Genomic DNA, 17,889 nt, shown 5'->3' on the forward strand with positions numbered 1-17,889 from the left:
ATGGCATATAACAAAAAGACGATTGAAGATATTGAAGTTAAAAATAAGAAGGTTCTTGTTCGCTGTGATTTTAATGTTCCTTTAAAAGGAGATGTGATTACAGATGAAAACAGGTTAACCGCTGCACTTCCGACAATTCAGTATCTGATCACACATGGGGCTAAGGTAATTCTTTGTTCACATCTAGGAAAGCCAAAGGGTGAAGCTAAACCGGAACTTTCACTGGCACCCGTTGCAAAACGGCTCTCTGAATTACTGGGCAGAGACGTTGTCTTTGCAGCAGATAGTACTGTTGTTGGTGAAAATGCCAAAAAAGCTGTGGCTGCAATGGCCGAAGGTGACGTCGTTCTGCTTGAAAACGTGCGATACCGAGTCGAAGAAACAACAAATGGGGAAGTGTTTTCCAAAGAGTTGGCTTCTCTGGCTGAGATTTTTGTCAATGATGCCTTTGGTACGGCCCATCGCGCTCATTCTTCAACAGTAGGTGTGACACAGTTTGTGGATACCAATGTTTGCGGATATCTTATTCAAAAAGAGCTGAAGTATCTTGGTGAAGCGGTACTGAACCCTGAAAGACCTTTTGTAGCCATTTTGGGTGGCGCTAAGATTTCCGATAAAATTAAGGTTATTAACAATTTACTCGACAAAGTTGATGGTCTTATTATTGGTGGTGGAATGGCCTATACCTTTCTAAAGGCGCAAAACTACGAGATTGGTACATCGCTTTTGGAAGAAGATAAGATCGACTATGCGCTGGAAATGATAGCTAAAGCCAAAGAGAAAGGTGTTAAGCTTCTACTTCCGGTGGATCATGTTTGTGGCGACGGTTTTTCTGCAGATGCCACGTCTGTTGTTACTGAAGATGGAAATATCGATGCTGGATTTATGGGCATGGATATTGGTCCTAAAACCATCGAAATCTTCAAGGCTGAATTGAAAAACGCTAAAACAGTGGTCTGGAACGGCCCAATGGGTGTTTTTGAATTTGAACGGTTTGCAGGAGGTACGCTGGCTGTAGCTAAGGTACTTGCTGAAATTGATGCAACAACAATCATCGGAGGAGGCGATAGTGCTGCTGCGGTGAATCAACTCGGTTTTGGTGAGGAAATGTCCCATATCTCAACCGGTGGCGGAGCGTCTCTTGAATTTCTTGAGGGAAAAGTATTGCCGGGTATTGATGCATCAGATGATAAATAACTGGTTTTTATACGACGTGGATTCCGTCTAAAGATGATGCGTAATGATAAATGGGGAATATTATGAGAAAGCCTATAATTGCAGGAAATTGGAAGATGACAATGAGTATTGCAGAAGCAAGAGATTTCGTTGCTGCAATCAAAGACCAGGTAACAGGAGAGAATGTTGAGGCTGTTATCTGTTCGCCCTTTACCATGCTTAAAGATTTAAAAGAGGTTACTGCCGGGACAGCGATCAAGGTAGGAGCACAAAATATGCACTTTGAAGAAAGTGGTGCCTTTACAGGAGAGATATCTCCTTTAATGTTGAAGGAATTGGCAGTGGACTATGTGATTATTGGTCACTCTGAGAGAAGAGAATATTTCAACGAAACAGATGAAACTGTGAATAAGAAAGTTCTTAAAGCATTAGAGCACGCCATCCTGCCTATCCTGTGCTGTGGTGAAACTTTAGAGCAAAGAGATGCAGACAAAACCAAAGATGTAGTGAAAGGACAGGTTGAAAAAGGTCTTGTTGGTGTGAGCAATGCTGATCTGGTGAACGTTGTTATAGCCTATGAGCCTATCTGGGCAATTGGTACAGGAAAGACGGCCACAAGCAGCCAGGCAAATGAAGTGATCACATACATACGAAAAGTTGTGGCAGAAATGTTTGATGCTGAGCTTGCTGCACAAGTTCGTATTCAATATGGTGGGAGCGTCAAGCCTGCAAATGTTGCTGAAATCATGAATGAATCGGATATAGATGGAGCCCTTGTGGGTGGTGCGAGTTTGAAACCCGAGAGTTATCTGGGGCTTGTAAACTTCTAACATATGCTGGCTATCAGGTTACATAGATTAAATTTGATACTCGCGACTCTACGTTGATATCGATATGTGAGTAGTCTCATCCACGTCTACTGAGGTAAATACAAAGCAACCCGTCGTTTAATGAGCGAGGGTTGTTTTGTTTCTAACCTTCATAGTTATAAACAATTGCTTTCTATATATGTCTGGTCTTACCATCGGTTGATACCATCATCGAAAGATTGGCTCCTCAGCCTTGAACTATTCTTGAACGTCGAAACCTGACCAAACAACCCTTCCCATGACGTACACCGGAAACATCGGTGAATCTGTTTTTGACTGCCCAATCTTTTCGTTTTGTTCAAAATTTTATCCTCGCCATATTAACTATATGCCTGTGGTAAAATGTATCACAAACCTCAATCTTGAACGAAAATCCAACTTTTGGAAAAGGCTTGCATTTTAAATAAAATAGAATATTGGCAATATATGAAATATAATGATGCTCTTAATACCAGTGAAAACAACGATACATAGGGTTTTACAAATGAAGAACATAATAAAGCAACTCACGCTGTTTTTTTCAAGATTACCCATTGGCAATAACAGTTACCAATTTTTCGGTCTCTTACTCCTGGCAATATTCGTTGGCACAACGTCCCAGGCATATGGTGAGACATGCTCTATACCCGAAGAAGCGGGGCTTGAAGATATATCGAGCCCTGATATTGTTGTGGGTAGTGGAACTCCTGAGACCTGTACGTCTGCAGCTTTTGTTCAGGCTGTGGCACAGGGAGGTGTTATCACCTTTGATTGCGGACCTGATCCCATCACCATAATCCTTGATGAAACCGCTAAAGTTGTAAATAACACGGGGCCGGAAATTGTTATAGATGGTGGAGGCTTGGTTACCCTTAGCGGTGGGGGAGTGAGAAGGATCTTATATATGAACACCTGTGATTCTGATCAAGTGTGGACAACCTCCCACTGTCAAAATCAGGATCATCCCCGGTTAACTATCCAAAATCTCACCTTCACAAAAGGCAACAGTACAGGATTAACCTATGATGGTGGAGGTGCTGTCTGGGTCCGTGGGGGACGGTTTAAAATAGTAAATTGTCGTTTCACACAAAACGTTTGTGACTCAACTGGGCCAGATGTCGGTGGTGCTGCAGTTCGCGTGTTCAGTCAATACAACTCTCTTCCTGTTTATGTTGTAAATAGTGTTTTTGGAGGTTCTGAGGAAGATGGAAATAGCTGCTCAAACGGTGGTGGCATATCCAGTATCGGTGTGTCTTGGACCGTTATAAATAGCCTCTTTAGTCATAATAAGGCCATAGGAAATGGTGGAAACCCTGCACAATCTGGTACACTGGGTGGTGGAAGTGGCGCAGCTATCTACAATGATGGAAATATGATGGAACTTAATATCTGTGGAACAGCAATTCATGATAACGAAGCAAACGAATACGGTGGCTCCATCTTCTTTGTCAGCAACGATCATAGTGGCACAATGACCATAAAAGACTCTGGCCTTTGGAATAACGCTGGTGGTTGGAGAGTCCACGATGGTGGGATATCGTGCCACAGTGACACTCCTGTAACATTTATAGGCGGATATAGAAGTAGTGGCGTAATAATCCCCCAAAGGATTGCTATTGATGTCGACTCAGATGAAAAAATTGGTCTGGCGGAAATAATCCACAATCTCGTAACCATTTCTGAGGAACAAACTCCTGAAACATCTCTGTATGGCAGGAAGATGGGAGATATTAATTATGACCATAATCTTGATGTGACAGATGTGATCAAAGGCCTTCGATTGTTGTCAGGTGATAATTAATTACTCTTATATCTTTTGTGCGACAAAGAGAAGTCCCTTGACCTTGTTTCCAGATTCCTTTCGAATATCAGACTCAAGGACTTCTGCGAGTTGTAAGCCATGCTTGTCTAAACATTGTTCTATATAGTTTTGTGAATGGGCGTAACGGCCACTGGGGTAGAGCTTGTAGTTTTCATTGTTTTCGTCCAGCTTTTCCACTGAAAAAGCAACGGTTCCTTTATCGAAGAGGTAGGACCATATGGATTGCATGACGCCATCCAGATTTCCTAAATAGACAAAGACGTCAGAGCTGTAGATGAGATTGAATTTTTCTGCAAAGTCCCACTGCTTGAGAATGTCAAAGATCCTGAGTTCATCATAAATGTTTTTTTCTTCTGCCCTCTCAAGCATCTTCGGTGATACATCGACCCCTGTCAGTCTGTTTGCAAAGGGGCGATAGAACTGCGCACCCAATCCCGTTCCACAGCCAAGATCCAACACATTCAATGTTTCGCCTAGATATGGGCGTACCAGATTAAAAAGAATTTCAGGGGTTTTGTATTCTAAATCTGTTACCAGAATTTTTTCAAATGTACCGGCACATTGATCAAATATTCTCCGCACGTGTTCAGCAGGTGCAGCGTCAGGTGTATCCGACGTCGTTCCTAGACTTTGGAGCATGAATGTTGCTGCTTTATCACCAGGTTGTATCTCAAGTACTCTGTTGTAGTGTGCTTTTGCGTCGTCAAACTGTTTGAGCTTTTGCAGGGAACTTCCAAGATTAAAATGTGCCGAAGTGTAATCAGGGGATAGTTCTATGGCCTTTTTGTAGGAGCTTGTAGATTCCGTTGATCTGTTAAAATCGTCTTGTGCCACTCCAAGATTATTCCACGCCTCTGCCATATCGGGGGCAAATTGAACAGCCTTTTCAAAGCAAGTAATACCTTCATCTCGGTTGCCCATTTCCCGGTGGGCGACACCGAGGTTATTCCATACCTGACCGTTATCCGGTTGCTGTTGCAGGATAGTTTTATATATCGTCAGAGCTCCTGCATGGTCGCCATCTTGTTGCAGTAATCGTGCGAGGTTGTAGCAAGCTGATACGTTTGGTGGTCTGAGGCTGGCTGCCCGTTTAAAAGAACGCTGGGCCTTGTCCCGTATGCCTTGGTCCAGGTAGACTGTTCCAAGTGCGTTTAAAACCTGTCCCCAGCCAGGTTTACTTTTTAATACCCTGAGATAACCCTTCTCCGCCTCAGTTAGCCTGCCTTCATTGTGGGCACGGGACGCTTCCATAAGAATGGTCTGGAAGTCATCTTTTGTCTGTTTTGCCTTAGAAGAACGCTTTTTAAAACGGTTTTTAGTCATAATTGTAATTGCTCTAGTGTGTCGATATAATCTTGGGTCAATGGTAGTTAGATCTGGCACTCTATCATTAATTACTCCTGATTTCTTCCATTGTTTTCAGTGGGGAAATGTGTTGAAACGCCTGCACGTAGTTCCCTTTACAACACCAATCTAGTTGTCGTATAATCGCCTCTTTTTATAAATATAACTGAAAATTGCAATAATGATTGTTAAATGGTAATTTCAACCTGATATCCTTAAAAACCTCCAATGCTTTAGTCTTTGTGTTGGAGCCCTCCTTGGTTGTGCCTGTTTACACTACATTTGGAAAAGGACATTTTTTAAAGGAGAAGGGGCTTTTGCCCGTTCAATCCCTGTAAAAAAAATTAAATGAGTCCCTATAGACGGGGTGTGTGGGGTGATATGGACTGTTGTGATAAGACGGTGCTGGTATTAGGGGCCACTGGATATGTAGGTGGAAGGCTTGTGCCGAGTTTGCTTGAGCAGGGGTGGAAGGTACGAGCAGTTGGGCGATCGGAGCAAAAGATTAAAGGGAGAGATTGGGGAAACCATCCCAATCTTGAAATCGTAGTTGCTGATGCTCTGGACACCGAAGCTCTGACAGCAGCCATGCATGGTTGCCAGGTTGCCTATTATCTGGTTCACTCCATTCGGCCGGGTGAAAATGATTTCGCAACCCTCGATCGGCGTATTGCACACTCTGCAGTGCACGCTGCGCGTAATGCAGGTTTAGACTGGTTTATCTATTTTAGTGGTTTGGGCAATCCTCTACATCTTTCGGCTCAGCTGCGCTCTCGTTATGAGGTTGGTGAGATACTAAGTCTTGGCGGCGCCAAGGTCACTGAACTCCGGGCACCCCTGGTACTTGGATCTGGGGGGGCTTCCTTTGAAATGATCCGCGCTTTTTGCGGGCATTGGCGGGTTATGTTTGCACCCCGGTGGATGGATACCAAATGTCAGCCTATTGCCATCTGTAATGTTGTGGAGTATCTGGCTGGTTGCCTTCACCATCCGGAAACTGGTGGGGAAATATATGAAATCGGTGGCCCGGAAGTATTGTCGTGGCGTGAACTATTTCGAATATATGCTGAAGAGGCAGGGCTTCCACCTCGCTTGGTGGTTGAGTTACCGATGCGTATTCACCGTATCTCAATAACATGGATGAATTTGGTGACTCCTGTATCTGTGGCTCTAATCCGGCCTTTGATCGAACGTATGAGAGAAGAAGTACTCTGTCATGATAACCGTATTGAGGATATTGTTCCTCAAAATCTCTTTTCAGCAAGAGAAGTGATCGCCACAGCCCTCGATGAGGTGAAGCTGGACGAAGTTGCTTCGAGCTGTTTTGATGCTGGCTCCACTCATACGCCTGAGTGGGTAGATGGGCAGGGACAGGAAGGGGACAGAGTCTTTAGGGACACATTTTTTATTACAATGGATGGTACTCCTGAAACAGCCTGGAATGTGGTGAAGCGCATTGGTGGGAATACAGGCTGGTATTTCGGAACATTCCTGTGGAAGATGCGTGGGCTGGTAGATAAACTCCTTGGAGGTCCTGGAATATCCAGGGGACGCCGTCGTTTTGACTCTGTTGAAGTAGGCGATAACCTCGATTTTTGGAGGGTGGTGGCTGTGGAAGAAAATTCACGACTGCTGCTCCGCGCTGAAATGCTTGCCCCCGGTGAGGCCTTCCTGGAGTTTAGAGTACACGTTCTACAAGATGGAACCAATGAACTGCGCATGATACCAAGTTTTGAGCCCCATGGTTTTTGGGGTCGACTCTATTGGTGGCTTATTGCACCTTCCCATTCACTGATGTTTGGTTTCATGCTAAAACAGATGGTAAAAACTTCCGGGGCACGGGTTTTGAGCGGTCCCACATGTATTAAAGAAATTTGACCCTATCCATTTTTACCTGTCTGTAATACCGCGAAAGGTCTTTAGGGCCTTTCGCCTTTTGTGCTGTCTGTTTATCCTGCTGACCGCATTTTGGCATTGTAATTATGCCGCCCCTTCATAAATACCTTTATTATCATAAACCTGAGTGATACGCTTTTACTAGAAGCAATAACTTTCTCACAATTGTCACCCTGCATGGCTTAACGGTGAAGGGGAGTGGAGTCGCCGATGGTTTCTTTTCAATAAAGAGTAGGAGTAAAGAGGTGGTGCAAGAGCCAATGCAAAATTATTTTGATCTTTCAGCTCTTATAGGTCCAGAGAAATTAAAACAATTGTTGCATAGTATCCATGCATTCACAGGATTTGCTGTGGGTTGTATGGATGCGGACGGCAACTTATTGTACAAGGCTGGGTCCACTGAATCGTTTTGTATGGATTTAGTACGTAAGTCTTCCCTTGGCTTAGAGCGGTGTAATCAATTTGCAAGTACCTATACAAAACAGTCAGGTAAGAACTCGTCGAATGTTTATGAATGTCATGCGGGTTTACTTGATGGGAGGATTCCAATTGTAGCTGAAGGAAACCCCATAGGCTTTCTCGTAACCGGACAGGTTATTGAGACCCTTCCGGAAGAAGAGGAGGCAAAACGGTATGCTCAGGAGCTGGGCATCGATTCGGAACTGTATTGGAAAAAATTGCAGAAGGTTAGAGTCGTCAGTCGTGAGGATTTGGAGGCAGCTGCACGCTTGATGGAGTTTATGGCGAGCGAAATTGCCACCCTGGCTGCGGCCAATCTACGATTACAAAATGAAATAGAGGCGAGAAAAAAAATCGATGCAGATCTGCAGGCAAGTGAAAACAAGTTTCGTCTCGTTGTGGAAAACGTTCTTGATGCAATTTTTGTTGCTGATCCAACAGGTCGATTACTCATGGTCAATCGACAGGCGTGTATCTCTACAGGATATAGTGAAGAAGAACTTCTCGCCATGTCCACAAAAGATATAGAGGTTGGACATACTGAAGAGGAAATCGTAGAGATTTTTCATGATCTCAGCCAGGGTAGGCCCCACAGGAGAAAAGGGCGTCACAGAAAAAAAGATGGGACACTGTTTCCAGTAGAGGTCATGCTCTGTAGCTACATGGTCCGCGATGAGATGTTTATGCTTGCGGTTGCACGAAATATGAGTGAGCAGGAAAAGGCTGCGCAGGAACGGGAATCCCTGATTGGTGAGCTACAACTGGCGCTATCTGAAATAAAACAGCTGTCCGGTCTTTTGCCAATCTGCTCTTCTTGTAAGAAGATAAGAGATGATTCTGGCTATTGGAATCAGCTGGAAAGTTACATTAAAACACACTCCAGTGCTGAATTCAGCCATGGTATCTGCCCTGAATGTGTAGCCTCACTTTACGGTAAGGAAGATTGGTTCCATGGTAAGGGTGGTAAGGAGTAATAGTATGGCCCAGAGTTGTGCTCAGGTTTTTTTTTAAAAAATTCTCTGGCTTACATGCGTACATCTTACAACCACGATACACCCTACATAAATGTAGTAAACCTACCTCAGGGAAAGAGTTCCCACTCTCCTCACCTTTACTAAAATCGAAGAGACAGTTTGTATTGATTTTATTGTATGTAATACCAGTAATTTGTCTGATTGGCATACGTGGCATAATAGTTGCTTTTATAAATTGAAATACCTTCAGTTATGACAATTTAATTCAAATCAATGGGAGACTGTTATGTCAAAGAAAAATGTGGAAGATTTACTTGTTGCTGGTGGAGAGAAAGAGGCAATTCGTTTAAAGTATGATGTGTTTAAAACAATGGATGAGTTTGTTGAAGTTGCAGCTACAGACGGGTATGAGTTCACCACCGAAGAACTAGAAGAGGTTCTGCGTGAGTCTGGTGACTCTTTTGAATCCATTGGTAATCCAGCTAAAAAAATGATCTGGTGGTTTTAAGCAGTTCCTTGTTTCTTAGCAGAATACGGAGCCTTCAGATTCAAACAAAGCATTTACGTACCAGTAACGTAGCAGTTAGTATAACTAAAAAAATCCCCTTAACCAGGTGAACGGTTAAGGGGATTTTTTTTGGAATGTAATGTGTCATTCAAATGTGATTCGTTCAGTGACCTGGAATAGGTTGTTCAGGGAACACAACAACGAGGGAGCAACTCCACTGAGTTGCTCCCTCGCTGATACATGGGTTGTAAAGTGTGTGGCTCAACCGCAGCCACCTCCTCCGCCTGAGCATGCACCGGTGGAACATGGGGCCTTGCGTCCGCGAAGTGCGGTGGTCTTTTTATTTTCAAAAATTGTTTTAAGTCCTTCCTCAATAAAGCCTGCTGCTTCTACTGGCTTAATACCGGCTCTATTAAGAATTTCAAACGGGGTTTCACCAATGCCATGTACCAGAACAGCTCTGCAGTCACCTAATATTTTGGCAAGTTGATGCCATCTCTTCATTCCGCCACCTGCAGCGGGAGCCTTACGTTCTTCAATCTTCTTAAACGAATTGCCCTCTTTTGCCCAAATTTCAAATTTTTTGGCTTCACCGAGGTGGTGATTAATGAGTATTCCTTCCCTGGTAGCCACCGCTACAAATTTCCGTTCTGCAACGGGAAGTGGTTTGAGCGTGGAACAAGAGGTGAGGCAACTTCTGAACTCCTCTGTTCTGTCGTCACCGAGCAGGCCTACTGCATCAGCACGGCAACGGGTACAGTGTCTCATTTGAGGAATATATTGCTCTGCTGTGGCTCTGATCTCCTCCATGGTTTTCTTGCTGGGCTGCTCTATCTCACCAAAAGGAGTGTTCACGTTGGGGAACATTGCCATGGCGTTAAAAAGATCGGCGCCAAGCGCCTTCATTTTTATGGCGACATCTTCAATGTGGTGATCATTGATACCAGGAATGACAATACAGTTAATTTTAACTGTTATATCATGTTCCTTGAGTTTCTTTATGGCTTCAAGCTGGCGGGACAGGAGTAGCTCAGCACCTTGTAGACCACGGTAGATTACCTTGCCATCCTGGACCCAGGAGTATATTTTTTCGCCTATTGTAGGATCCACCGCACATACAGTAATTGTGACATGGGAAACTTCAATTTCCGCCAGATCTTCAATAAATGGAGCAATACCCATCCCGTTTGAAGAGACACACAAAATGGTCTCAGGGTGGTTTCTACGAATGTTTCGCATGGTGCCAATTGTTTCCGGCCCATTGGCAAAAGGATCTCCGGGACCTGCTATACCTGCAACTGTAATACGAGGTTCTTTTTCAATCACCTTATCCATGTATACGCCAGCCTGCTCTGGGCTTAAAATGGTGGAGGTAACGCCGGGACGTGATTCGTTGACGCAATCATATTTACGGTCACAGAAATTACATTTGATGTTACATTTTGGAGCTACGGGCAGGTGAACTCGTCCGAATTTTCCTTTAGCGTCGGGGTTAAAGCACGGGTGCTTGCTAAAATCTTTCGTTGTTGTGTCCATGATATTTCCTTTCTTAAAAGAGGTTGGGAACCTGTTACATGTAGGTGTAACCCACCTTCGAATCTGTCTGTTTCTGGTCGATGATTGTGTTGGTTATCTGATCAAATAGAGATTGTGCACCCTGGTAACCAAGATGGAGGATACGCTGGCCACCGACACGATCGTGGATGGGGAAGCCGACACGTATCATCGGTAGGCCTTCTCTGCGGGCAAAGGTGTATCCCTTTGAGTGACCAATGACGATATCAACGCCCAGCTCTTTGGCCATGGCCTCAATGTCGTAAAAATCGACATCTTCTTTAACGAGAGGCGCCTCAATATTCATACCTTCCAGAACAGCATCCACAGACTCCTGGAATTTGCCGCTTTTCCCGCCTGAGGCACAGAGTACTGGATGTATTCCGATTTCGGCTAGAAATGAGGTGATACCTACAACGAGGTCTTCTTCTCCGTAGACAACGGCACGTTTTCCATAGATATATTTATGGCCGTCCACCATGCTGTCCACGAGCCGACCTCTTGCTGCGATGTACTTGTCTGGTGTTTTCTGTCCTGAGATTTCGCTCAGCATATTAAAGAAATTGTCGCTTTGACGTATTCCTATGGGAAGACCGGTTCTGTTGAGCTGGGTGTTAAACTTTGATTCGAGAACTGTCCCTCCGGTTTTTTCTGGCAAGGTCCAACCGAGCTCAATACTGGCTACGGCTCCACCCATGTTTTTGATGGACTCAAGTGTAGTACCACCCTTAGGGATGAGTGGGTAGTCGTTGAGTGCAGGGCCATCAAGCGTATCTGAATAGTCCGGGATGAGTGTGGCTTTGACCTGGAAATCATCACAGGCTTCTTTGAGGTATCTGATATCCGCGGTGGATATAAAGCCACTAAAGAGATTAAGGGTGTCGTTGGGCTCTGATTCTACAGTGAGCTGGTCAATAACTGCGGTTACAGCTGCTGTAAATCCCTCCATATGGGTGCCGGAGTAACTGGGAGTTGAGACACTGACAATAAGTGGTGATTCGTCGGTTCCAAATTCCGCCTTGTATTCCGCAATCAGCATGGGGACATCGTCACCGATGGTTTCGGTCAGGCAGGTGGTTGCTACACCAATTATCTCTGGCTTATATTTCTCGGTAACATTATTCAGGCCCAGTTTTAAGTTTGGCCCACCACCGTAAATCGCATTTTTCTCGCCAAGGGAGGAGGAGGCAATATCAATGGGTTCGTTATAGTGACTGATGATATAACGTCGCATGTAGGTTGCACAGCCCTGGGAGCCATGGAGAAAAGGTACACAGTTCTCAATTCCTCTAAAGGCAAGGGAGGCACCCAAAGGCTTACATAATTTGCAGGCGTTGGTTGTCGCTGTATAGTTGGGCATTTCTGTCATGACTTGTCCTCCTCAGACCTTCGTGGTACAAACTGCCAGATCGGGCTCATGACCGATCCGTACACTTCCCGTGCAAAATTCATCATTCCCTCAAAGCCTGCGAGCATCTCTTTACGTTCATGGTTGTGGTCGCAGAAGGCTACACCAAGCTTATATGCAATGGGCCTCTCTTTAACCCCTCCGACAAAGAGGTCGACGTCTTTTTCTTTCAAGAAATCTGAGAGTTCAAGCGGGTTGGAATCATCTACGATGATGGTGCCGTCATCTGTTATTTCTTCAAGTTCAATGTAGTCTTCCCGGGTTCCTGTCTGGGAACCGACCATAACCACGTCCATGCCGATCAGTCGAAATGCCTTGACAAGCGAAAATGCTTTAAAGGCTCCACCGACATAGATGGCGGCTTTTTTGCCCTGGAGTGCCTCTTTGTATTTGGCAAGTTCTGGCAGGATGGTCGCGAGCTCTTCTTTTACGACTTCCTGGGCTTTACGCTCAAGCTCGGGATCATCAAAATAACTGGCGACGTCATAGAGTGCCTGGGCCATATCCTCGATCCCGAAGTATGAAACCCTGATGGATGGAATGTCGTAGTTTTCTTCCAGCATATTGGCAAGGTCCATGGTGGCACCGGAACACTGCACCACATTAAGTTTGGCGCCATGGCAGCGCTGGATGTCAGCCACCCGGCCATCACCTGTAATGTTGGCAACAACCTCAACACCGATTCGCTCGAAGTATTCTCTGATCAGCCAGATTTCTCCAGCGAGATTAAAGTCGCCCAATATATTGATGGAGTAGTTTGAGATACCACTGGTGTCGCCTGTTCCAACCAGCCGTGACATGGCGCTGCAGGCTGCTTCGTAGCCGGCGCGTTTATTGCCCTTAAAACCTTCAGACTGAACAGGAAGAACCGGGATTCCTGTATCTTTAGCAGCCTTTTTGCAAACGGCTTCCAGGTCATCACCTATAAGGCCTACGATGCAGGTAGAGTAAACAAAGGCGGCCTTTGGTTTATGCAGGTCAATGAGTTCATCGAGGGCCTTTGCTAGTTTTTTCTCTCCCCCGAAAATTACGTCTATCTCCTGGAGATCGGTGGAAAAGGAAAGGCGGTGCAGTTCAGGTCCTGATGAGAGTGCGCCCCGGATATCCCAGGTGTAAACAGCGCACCCAATTGGCCCGTGGACCAGATGGATGGCATCGGCGATTGGGTAAAGTACAACACGGGAGCCGCAGAATACACATGCGCGCTGGCTCACAGCACCCGCGAGACTGTCTTTGTTGCAGTCCAGTTCAAAAGGTGCTGTTCCTTTTCTATGGATCTGTTTGGATCTATCTTTTAGTAGTAATGCTGTGCTCATTGGTTTTATCCTTCTTCAAGGGTTGGCGTTACTTTCTCTTAGAAAAGCAAAGCCTGTGCCAAAGAACATATGTTGGTTAAGTTGTTGGAAATGGGTGCTTAGTGGAGGGCGCTGGTGAGGGGAGGGCTTTTGTTGTTTTGGTAGGATCTTTCAAAACCTACATTATTGAAGGTGTATTGTCTTTTTGTAGGTCTTTTTCGTTTGTTGCAGTAGCACCTTAGATGCCTCAATTATGAAATCAGCAGGCGCGTGATATATTCAGGTGAGGTGGTGGAAGGTAAAAAAAAGAGACGAAACGGATAGTTCCGTAACGTCTCTTTTCATTGATCTGGTTCGCCTCTAGTTACTATGGCTGGATAAATTCAATGTCAATTGTCTCATTTTCATCATTAGGGGTTAGTTTGTAGGTTCCTTGCGGGGTGAAATGAAGCCCAACGTTACGGCCTGCTGCAGTGAGAACCTGCTCAATGCTGTCGCGAGTGCCGGTCTCACAGTCTGTATTGAATACTAAGGAGACATCTTCTCCCTTTTCACCCATTTGTAATAAAAACGCATTGTGTTCTGTGAAGATCAGGTCCTCGTAGTAGTGCGTTATGGGAAATCCTTGGCTCTCGACGAGTTCTTTAATGAGTCCAAAGGGTCTATAGGGTATTTTTTCTTGGGCTGACACAGTATTCACCTTAATTGGATTGAGGGTAATGGCGCCGTTTGGGCTAGTGGGTGGTAAGCGATTTCTCGCCTGTGAGATATGGATGTAAAAGAGTTTGGATGGCCCGACCAATCTCTAAGAATTTTACGACATCTTCCTGGGTTGGAACCGCTATCTTAAATGTCTCCAGATCACAAATTTCTTGAAAGGTATCAAGGTACGTGAGTTGTTCAGCAGTACCAGGAATATCTCCGAGATGACGCTGGAGGGCATACAGCAGGTCCCCCATGGTATGGTTTTCTGCCAGATCCCCATTTTTCATAAGAAATGCCATGACGAGTTTTTCAATCCCCATGCAGGTTACATTATAGAGGGTGTCATAGGAGAATCCCTTGCTCTGTTTGGCAAAGGCTCCGTTCGCTGTTTTTAAAAACTGTTCACCATCTCTGAAATAGTCCTGCCAATTGTCTATCTGTACAATATTCATACTATTTACTCCCAGCGTTATTCTTTGAGGTACTTGCGAAGACATATGAGTTGTGTCTGGGCCCAGTCACATTTTGTATAAAAATTAAGAGCATCTTTGTTGTTTACATCAGCGAGCAACTGCATACGGGTGGCGCCTCTCTCCCTGGCCCAACTACTCAGTGTTTCAAGAAGAGATCGTGCTATATTCTTGTTTCTGTATAGAGCAGAGACAACAAGATCTTCAAGGATCAGAGCCGGGGCTCCCTCGGCGGTGGAGATGAGCAGTTGGCCGGTTACCATGCCAACCACTTCTCCATCTTCTTCTGCTAAGAAAACAGCAGATGAATCTTGTTGTAATAAAAGACCCAGCCCTTTTTCCTGCTTTTCAGCATCGAAGGTGAAATCTTCTTCGATGCTAAAGAGTAAAAGCAGCAGCGGGATAAGGCTTGGAATATCTTCAACTGCTGCAGGACGGATCATCACATGTTCCACTATTGTTTGATGAGGTATTCCTCAGGTGGTTCACCATCTTCAAGGCCATCGAGTACAGCATCAATGGCATCTTCACTGCTCATATTCTTAAACCAGAGATTGTCCGGCTGAATAACCATGATAGGTCCGGACTCACACTGCTTGAGGCAGCCAGTGGCGATAACCTGCATGTCAAGACCACGATCAAGGATTTCTTCTTCAATGTACTGCAGAAAACCATCGGTTTGTTTGTGGCAGATGCCTTTAGGGTCACCTTTGAGCCTGAAGCTCTGGCAGACGAGGATCTGTTTTTCCGGTAATGCCATTGTCTACTCCTTTTTTAGTAGTTCGTTGTTAATATGATATTTGAATACTTATTATTTAGATTTACATTTACCTTTCTTGCCGCCGCTATACAGTGTATCCACTATCCCTTCAATGGCGTCATCGGTTATGAGGATACTCAGTCCCGTTTCAGCAAGAGTTGTTCTGGGAGTTTCCCCTGCACTGGCAACGAGGAGCACAAAGCAGTCTTTAAGTATTTCTCCTACCTGATTCCACCGGCTCTTACCACTTCCAGGGGCAGGTGCATCACGGGATTCTAAAAGGCAGTTAAGGCCGTCTTCACGGGGCCCGTATATGAGAAACCGACCAGCGTGGCCTAAGTGAACATCAACCTCCATTCCACTGGAGCTGACTACGGCAACATTCGGTCTTTCCTTGGTGGGCTTCGGATACAGAGAGAGAGCATTCTTTTCTACGTCCTCTTGGTCACTCTCATCCGTGCTAAAGAGTGATGTGACGAGTGGAAGATATTCTTTGGCGTCGTCTTTTGCCTTTTGTATTTCAAGTTCAGTGGGACTTTCAAGCAGGATTTCTGTTTCAGGTGGTGTCGTATGGGGGGTAAGAGAAATAGCATCCGCCCCTAATTCACCCATGTCTCGTGCGATTTTTCCTATGGTATCAAGATTGTAGCCTGGATAGAGGGTTGTGCTGATACAGACCTTGATTTCGTTGAATTTAAGTGCCGGTACTCCATTGCGCTGCTCTTCTATGAGAAGGGGAGCTGCATCTGAAATCCTCAGTGTTTTTTTGCCAGGCCTGATCCACGAGTATAGTTTTTCAACCATTTCTGCTCGCATAGCATCCACTAGTATTTCCACATAGTCGAGACCTGCTGTGGATAGTTGCGAGGCGATTTTCTGGCTGCCTATTCCATAGGTTTTAATACCAACTTTGAGCTCTGGATAACGCTCCTTGATCTTTTCAATTATATGTAGAGTGATGTCAGGGGTGGCAAGAGGATCTCCTGCCCCACCGATTGCAACCATGGTGATAGGCTTATGGGCATCTTCAATTGCTCTTTCCAGGAGTGAGAGTGCCTCTGGAACCGTGGTGGTCTGGATGTTGGTAGAAGTAAGTGGTGCAAATCGGCTGCGACCGACTACCTGGGGGGCTACCGGAAGGTAGATGATGTTCTCCACGGTGCAGTTTGCAAACAGGGCGGGTAGCGGTTTTTTGTCGGCTAGTGATATTACACTCATGAGAAGTTCCTGAAATGGTCTGGGAAGTAGAGATGGAGGAAGGAAAACCCTCCATCTCTACAACTATTTATAGTACAAGTTCAAATTTTTCTTCAGGATCGTCACGGTCTTTACGGTCAAGAAGTACACCAAGGATTTGTTCAAGCAGTCGTAAACCACCCTTGTAGCCTACAGTTGGGAAGTGCTGATGTCCCTGACGGTCAAGAATTGGGAAGCCCCATCTGACAAACGGAAGGTCCTCATCCCTTGCAATGTATTTGCAGTAGGTGTTGCCAAGGAGTAGGTCAACAGGCTCATTTTTGATCCACTGGTGCAGGAGGTACATATCGCCTTTTGCCTTCACCTTGACTTCAAAATCGCAATCCGCAGTTATTTCCTTGATACGCTTTTCAAACTTCTTGCCAGGTGTGCCTGTGATGACGTAAACCGGGCACATATCGATGGAGACGAGGAACTCTGTCATGGCGATAAGCTGATCAGGATCACCAACGATAGCGACTCTTTTGCCATAGAAATACTGATGCATGTCAGAAATCATATCAACGAGTTTACCACGTTCTACTGCTATCTCGTCTGGTACTGATGTGCCTGCAACTGTACGCAGGGCGTCGATAAAACGGTCTGTAGCCTTGAGGCCAAAAGGCATGTCCAGGATGGAGCATGGTACTTTGCATTTAGTGTCGAGTAGTCGTGCTGCATCTGCTGAACACCATTCGCCAAGGGCAAGTGTTCCTGTGGCGCTTCCGGAATCCTTGATGTCTTCTATGTCTGTTCCGCCATCGGGGTACATGTTGTACTTACCGGTGAGAGGACCGTCCAGAACGCCCGATGTATCAGGGAACATGTTGATCTTTGCTCCAACAAGGGCGGATAACCTTTTGATTTCTTCCATGTCAGAAGGCTCTACCCAACCTGGAATGACATTGATCTTACCGTTCTTTGTCTTAGAGGGTGCAGCAAGGGCAGCCATTGCCTTACACATGTTGGAAAAACCGGTGACATGGGATCCAACATAACTTGGTGTTGGTGCACCCAGTACAGTTTTGCCTTCAGGTACTTTTTTCTCTTTTATTGCCTTGCTGAAAATCTGGGGTAAATCATCACCAATGGTCTCAGAGAGGCAGGTGGTGTGAACTGCAATTACTTCGGGCTCATAGACGGTGAAAATGTTGTTTATGGCCTGTAAGAGGTTAGCCTGGCCGCCGAAAACCGATGCACCCTCAGTAAAAGAGCTGGTGGAAGCTGAAACTGGCTCTTTGTAGTGCCTGGTCAAGGCTGATCTGTGATATGAACAACATCCCTGGGAACCGTGGCTATGTGGTAGGCATCCTTTGATTCCCAGAGAGGCGTACATAGCCCCAATTGGCTGGCATGTTTTTGCCGGGTTTATTGTCAGAGCCTTACGCTCTTTTATTTCTGTTGATGTATGTCTCAGTAGCATTGTCTTACCTT

At 45.3% G+C, this 17,889-nt stretch carries 15 protein-coding genes and 1 pseudogene; 6 read left to right on the plus strand and 10 right to left on the minus strand.

Annotated features, from left to right (window positions below; translation table 11 throughout):
- The 3 genes and pseudogenes from ACX6CI_RS22585 to ACX6CI_RS22595 form a co-directional block, all read left to right on the plus strand.
- Nucleotides 1-1,197: a phosphoglycerate kinase gene (locus ACX6CI_RS22585; RefSeq protein ID WP_458775911.1), complete on the plus strand. Its 1,197-nt coding sequence runs from the start codon at nucleotides 1-3 to the stop codon at nucleotides 1,195-1,197.
- A gap of 62 nt (nucleotides 1,198-1,259) precedes the next feature.
- The gene (tpiA, locus tag ACX6CI_RS22590; RefSeq protein ID WP_458775912.1) at nucleotides 1,260-2,006 is read left to right on the plus strand and encodes a triose-phosphate isomerase; all 747 of its coding nucleotides are present in this window, start codon (nucleotides 1,260-1,262) and stop codon (nucleotides 2,004-2,006) included.
- Nucleotides 2,007-2,616: 610 nt separating this feature from the next.
- Nucleotides 2,617-3,585, plus strand: a pseudogene (locus ACX6CI_RS22595) (hypothetical protein); the annotation flags it as partial.
- Between the two features lie 246 nt (nucleotides 3,586-3,831).
- On the opposite strand, the gene ACX6CI_RS22600 reads toward ACX6CI_RS22595, so the two are convergent.
- A complete protein-coding gene (locus ACX6CI_RS22600; RefSeq protein WP_458775913.1) occupies nucleotides 3,832-5,169 on the minus strand; it encodes a tetratricopeptide repeat protein in 1,338 nt (445 codons plus the stop codon).
- A gap of 369 nt (nucleotides 5,170-5,538) precedes the next feature.
- Between ACX6CI_RS22600 and ACX6CI_RS22605 the strand changes: the two genes are divergently transcribed.
- From ACX6CI_RS22605 to ACX6CI_RS22615, 3 genes are all read left to right on the plus strand, one after another.
- Complete coding sequence (locus ACX6CI_RS22605; protein WP_458775914.1) at nucleotides 5,539-7,068, plus strand: SDR family oxidoreductase; 1,530 nt, start codon at nucleotides 5,539-5,541, stop codon at nucleotides 7,066-7,068.
- 278 nt (nucleotides 7,069-7,346) lie between these two features.
- On the plus strand, nucleotides 7,347-8,519 hold the full coding sequence (locus ACX6CI_RS22610; RefSeq protein WP_458775915.1) for a PocR ligand-binding domain-containing protein: 1,173 nt from the start codon (nucleotides 7,347-7,349) through the stop codon (nucleotides 8,517-8,519).
- A gap of 286 nt (nucleotides 8,520-8,805) precedes the next feature.
- On the plus strand, nucleotides 8,806-9,027 hold the full coding sequence (locus tag ACX6CI_RS22615) for a Nif11-like leader peptide family natural product precursor (RefSeq protein ID WP_458775916.1): 222 nt from the start codon (nucleotides 8,806-8,808) through the stop codon (nucleotides 9,025-9,027).
- A 261-nt stretch (nucleotides 9,028-9,288) separates the two neighbouring features.
- Here ACX6CI_RS22615 and ACX6CI_RS22620 read toward each other — a convergent pair whose 3' ends face one another.
- The 9 genes from ACX6CI_RS22620 to nifK all read right to left on the minus strand — a co-directional run bounded on the left by ACX6CI_RS22620 (nucleotide 9,289) and on the right by nifK (nucleotide 17,878).
- Complete coding sequence (locus ACX6CI_RS22620; protein ID WP_458775917.1) at nucleotides 9,289-10,563, minus strand: NifB/NifX family molybdenum-iron cluster-binding protein; 1,275 nt, start codon at nucleotides 10,561-10,563, stop codon at nucleotides 9,289-9,291.
- Between the two features lie 34 nt (nucleotides 10,564-10,597).
- Nucleotides 10,598-11,950, minus strand: a complete 1,353-nt coding sequence (locus ACX6CI_RS22625; RefSeq protein WP_458775918.1) for a nitrogenase component 1 — start codon at nucleotides 11,948-11,950, stop codon at nucleotides 10,598-10,600.
- Nucleotides 11,947-13,305 carry a nitrogenase iron-molybdenum cofactor biosynthesis protein NifE gene (nifE, locus tag ACX6CI_RS22630; protein WP_458775919.1) on the minus strand — a complete coding sequence of 453 codons (1,359 nt, stop codon included), beginning with the start codon at nucleotides 13,303-13,305 and terminating at the stop codon, nucleotides 11,947-11,949. The genes ACX6CI_RS22625 and nifE overlap by 4 nt, the downstream gene beginning before the upstream one ends.
- 346 nt (nucleotides 13,306-13,651) lie before the next feature.
- Nucleotides 13,652-13,975, minus strand: coding sequence for a hypothetical protein (locus ACX6CI_RS22635; protein WP_458775920.1), 324 nt, complete (start codon nucleotides 13,973-13,975; stop codon nucleotides 13,652-13,654).
- Nucleotides 13,976-14,018: 43 nt separating this feature from the next.
- Nucleotides 14,019-14,441: a hypothetical protein gene (locus ACX6CI_RS22640; RefSeq protein ID WP_458775921.1), complete on the minus strand. Its 423-nt coding sequence runs from the start codon at nucleotides 14,439-14,441 to the stop codon at nucleotides 14,019-14,021.
- A 17-nt stretch (nucleotides 14,442-14,458) separates the two neighbouring features.
- Nucleotides 14,459-14,902, minus strand: coding sequence for a GNAT family N-acetyltransferase (locus tag ACX6CI_RS22645; RefSeq protein ID WP_458775922.1), 444 nt, complete (start codon nucleotides 14,900-14,902; stop codon nucleotides 14,459-14,461).
- An 11-nt stretch (nucleotides 14,903-14,913) separates the two neighbouring features.
- Entirely contained in the window at nucleotides 14,914-15,219 is a 306-nt protein-coding gene (locus ACX6CI_RS22650) for a (2Fe-2S) ferredoxin domain-containing protein (protein ID WP_458775923.1), read from the minus strand.
- A 51-nt stretch (nucleotides 15,220-15,270) separates the two neighbouring features.
- Complete coding sequence (locus ACX6CI_RS22655) at nucleotides 15,271-16,437, minus strand: NifB/NifX family molybdenum-iron cluster-binding protein (protein WP_458775924.1); 1,167 nt, start codon at nucleotides 16,435-16,437, stop codon at nucleotides 15,271-15,273.
- Between the two features lie 67 nt (nucleotides 16,438-16,504).
- Nucleotides 16,505-17,878, minus strand: coding sequence for a nitrogenase molybdenum-iron protein subunit beta (nifK, locus tag ACX6CI_RS22660; protein WP_458778506.1), 1,374 nt, complete (start codon nucleotides 17,876-17,878; stop codon nucleotides 16,505-16,507).
- Nucleotides 17,879-17,889: the final 11 nt, after the last annotated feature.

The sequence above is a fragment of the Desulforhopalus glucosivorans genome, from assembly GCF_054397165.1.

Bases quoted from the DNA above. Each gene is read 5' to 3' on its own strand.
- ACX6CI_RS22585 (WP_458775911.1), top strand. From the start codon at position 1: ATGGCATATAACAAAAAGACGATTGAAGATATTGAAGTTAAAAATAAG.
- tpiA (WP_458775912.1), top strand. From the start codon at position 1,260: ATGAGAAAGCCTATAATTGCAGGAAATTGGAAGATGACAATGAGTATT.
- ACX6CI_RS22600 (WP_458775913.1), bottom strand. From the start codon at position 5,169: ATGACTAAAAACCGTTTTAAAAAGCGTTCTTCTAAGGCAAAACAGACA.
- ACX6CI_RS22605 (WP_458775914.1), top strand. From the start codon at position 5,539: ATGAGTCCCTATAGACGGGGTGTGTGGGGTGATATGGACTGTTGTGAT.
- ACX6CI_RS22610 (WP_458775915.1), top strand. From the start codon at position 7,347: ATGCAAAATTATTTTGATCTTTCAGCTCTTATAGGTCCAGAGAAATTA.
- ACX6CI_RS22615 (WP_458775916.1), top strand. From the start codon at position 8,806: ATGTCAAAGAAAAATGTGGAAGATTTACTTGTTGCTGGTGGAGAGAAA.
- ACX6CI_RS22620 (WP_458775917.1), bottom strand. From the start codon at position 10,563: ATGGACACAACAACGAAAGATTTTAGCAAGCACCCGTGCTTTAACCCC.
- ACX6CI_RS22625 (WP_458775918.1), bottom strand. From the start codon at position 11,950: ATGACAGAAATGCCCAACTATACAGCGACAACCAACGCCTGCAAATTA.
- nifE (WP_458775919.1), bottom strand. From the start codon at position 13,305: ATGAGCACAGCATTACTACTAAAAGATAGATCCAAACAGATCCATAGA.
- ACX6CI_RS22640 (WP_458775921.1), bottom strand. From the start codon at position 14,441: ATGAATATTGTACAGATAGACAATTGGCAGGACTATTTCAGAGATGGT.
- ACX6CI_RS22645 (WP_458775922.1), bottom strand. From the start codon at position 14,902: ATGATCCGTCCTGCAGCAGTTGAAGATATTCCAAGCCTTATCCCGCTG.
- ACX6CI_RS22650 (WP_458775923.1), bottom strand. From the start codon at position 15,219: ATGGCATTACCGGAAAAACAGATCCTCGTCTGCCAGAGCTTCAGGCTC.
- ACX6CI_RS22655 (WP_458775924.1), bottom strand. From the start codon at position 16,437: ATGAGTGTAATATCACTAGCCGACAAAAAACCGCTACCCGCCCTGTTT.
- nifK (WP_458778506.1), bottom strand. From the start codon at position 17,878: ATGCTACTGAGACATACATCAACAGAAATAAAAGAGCGTAAGGCTCTG.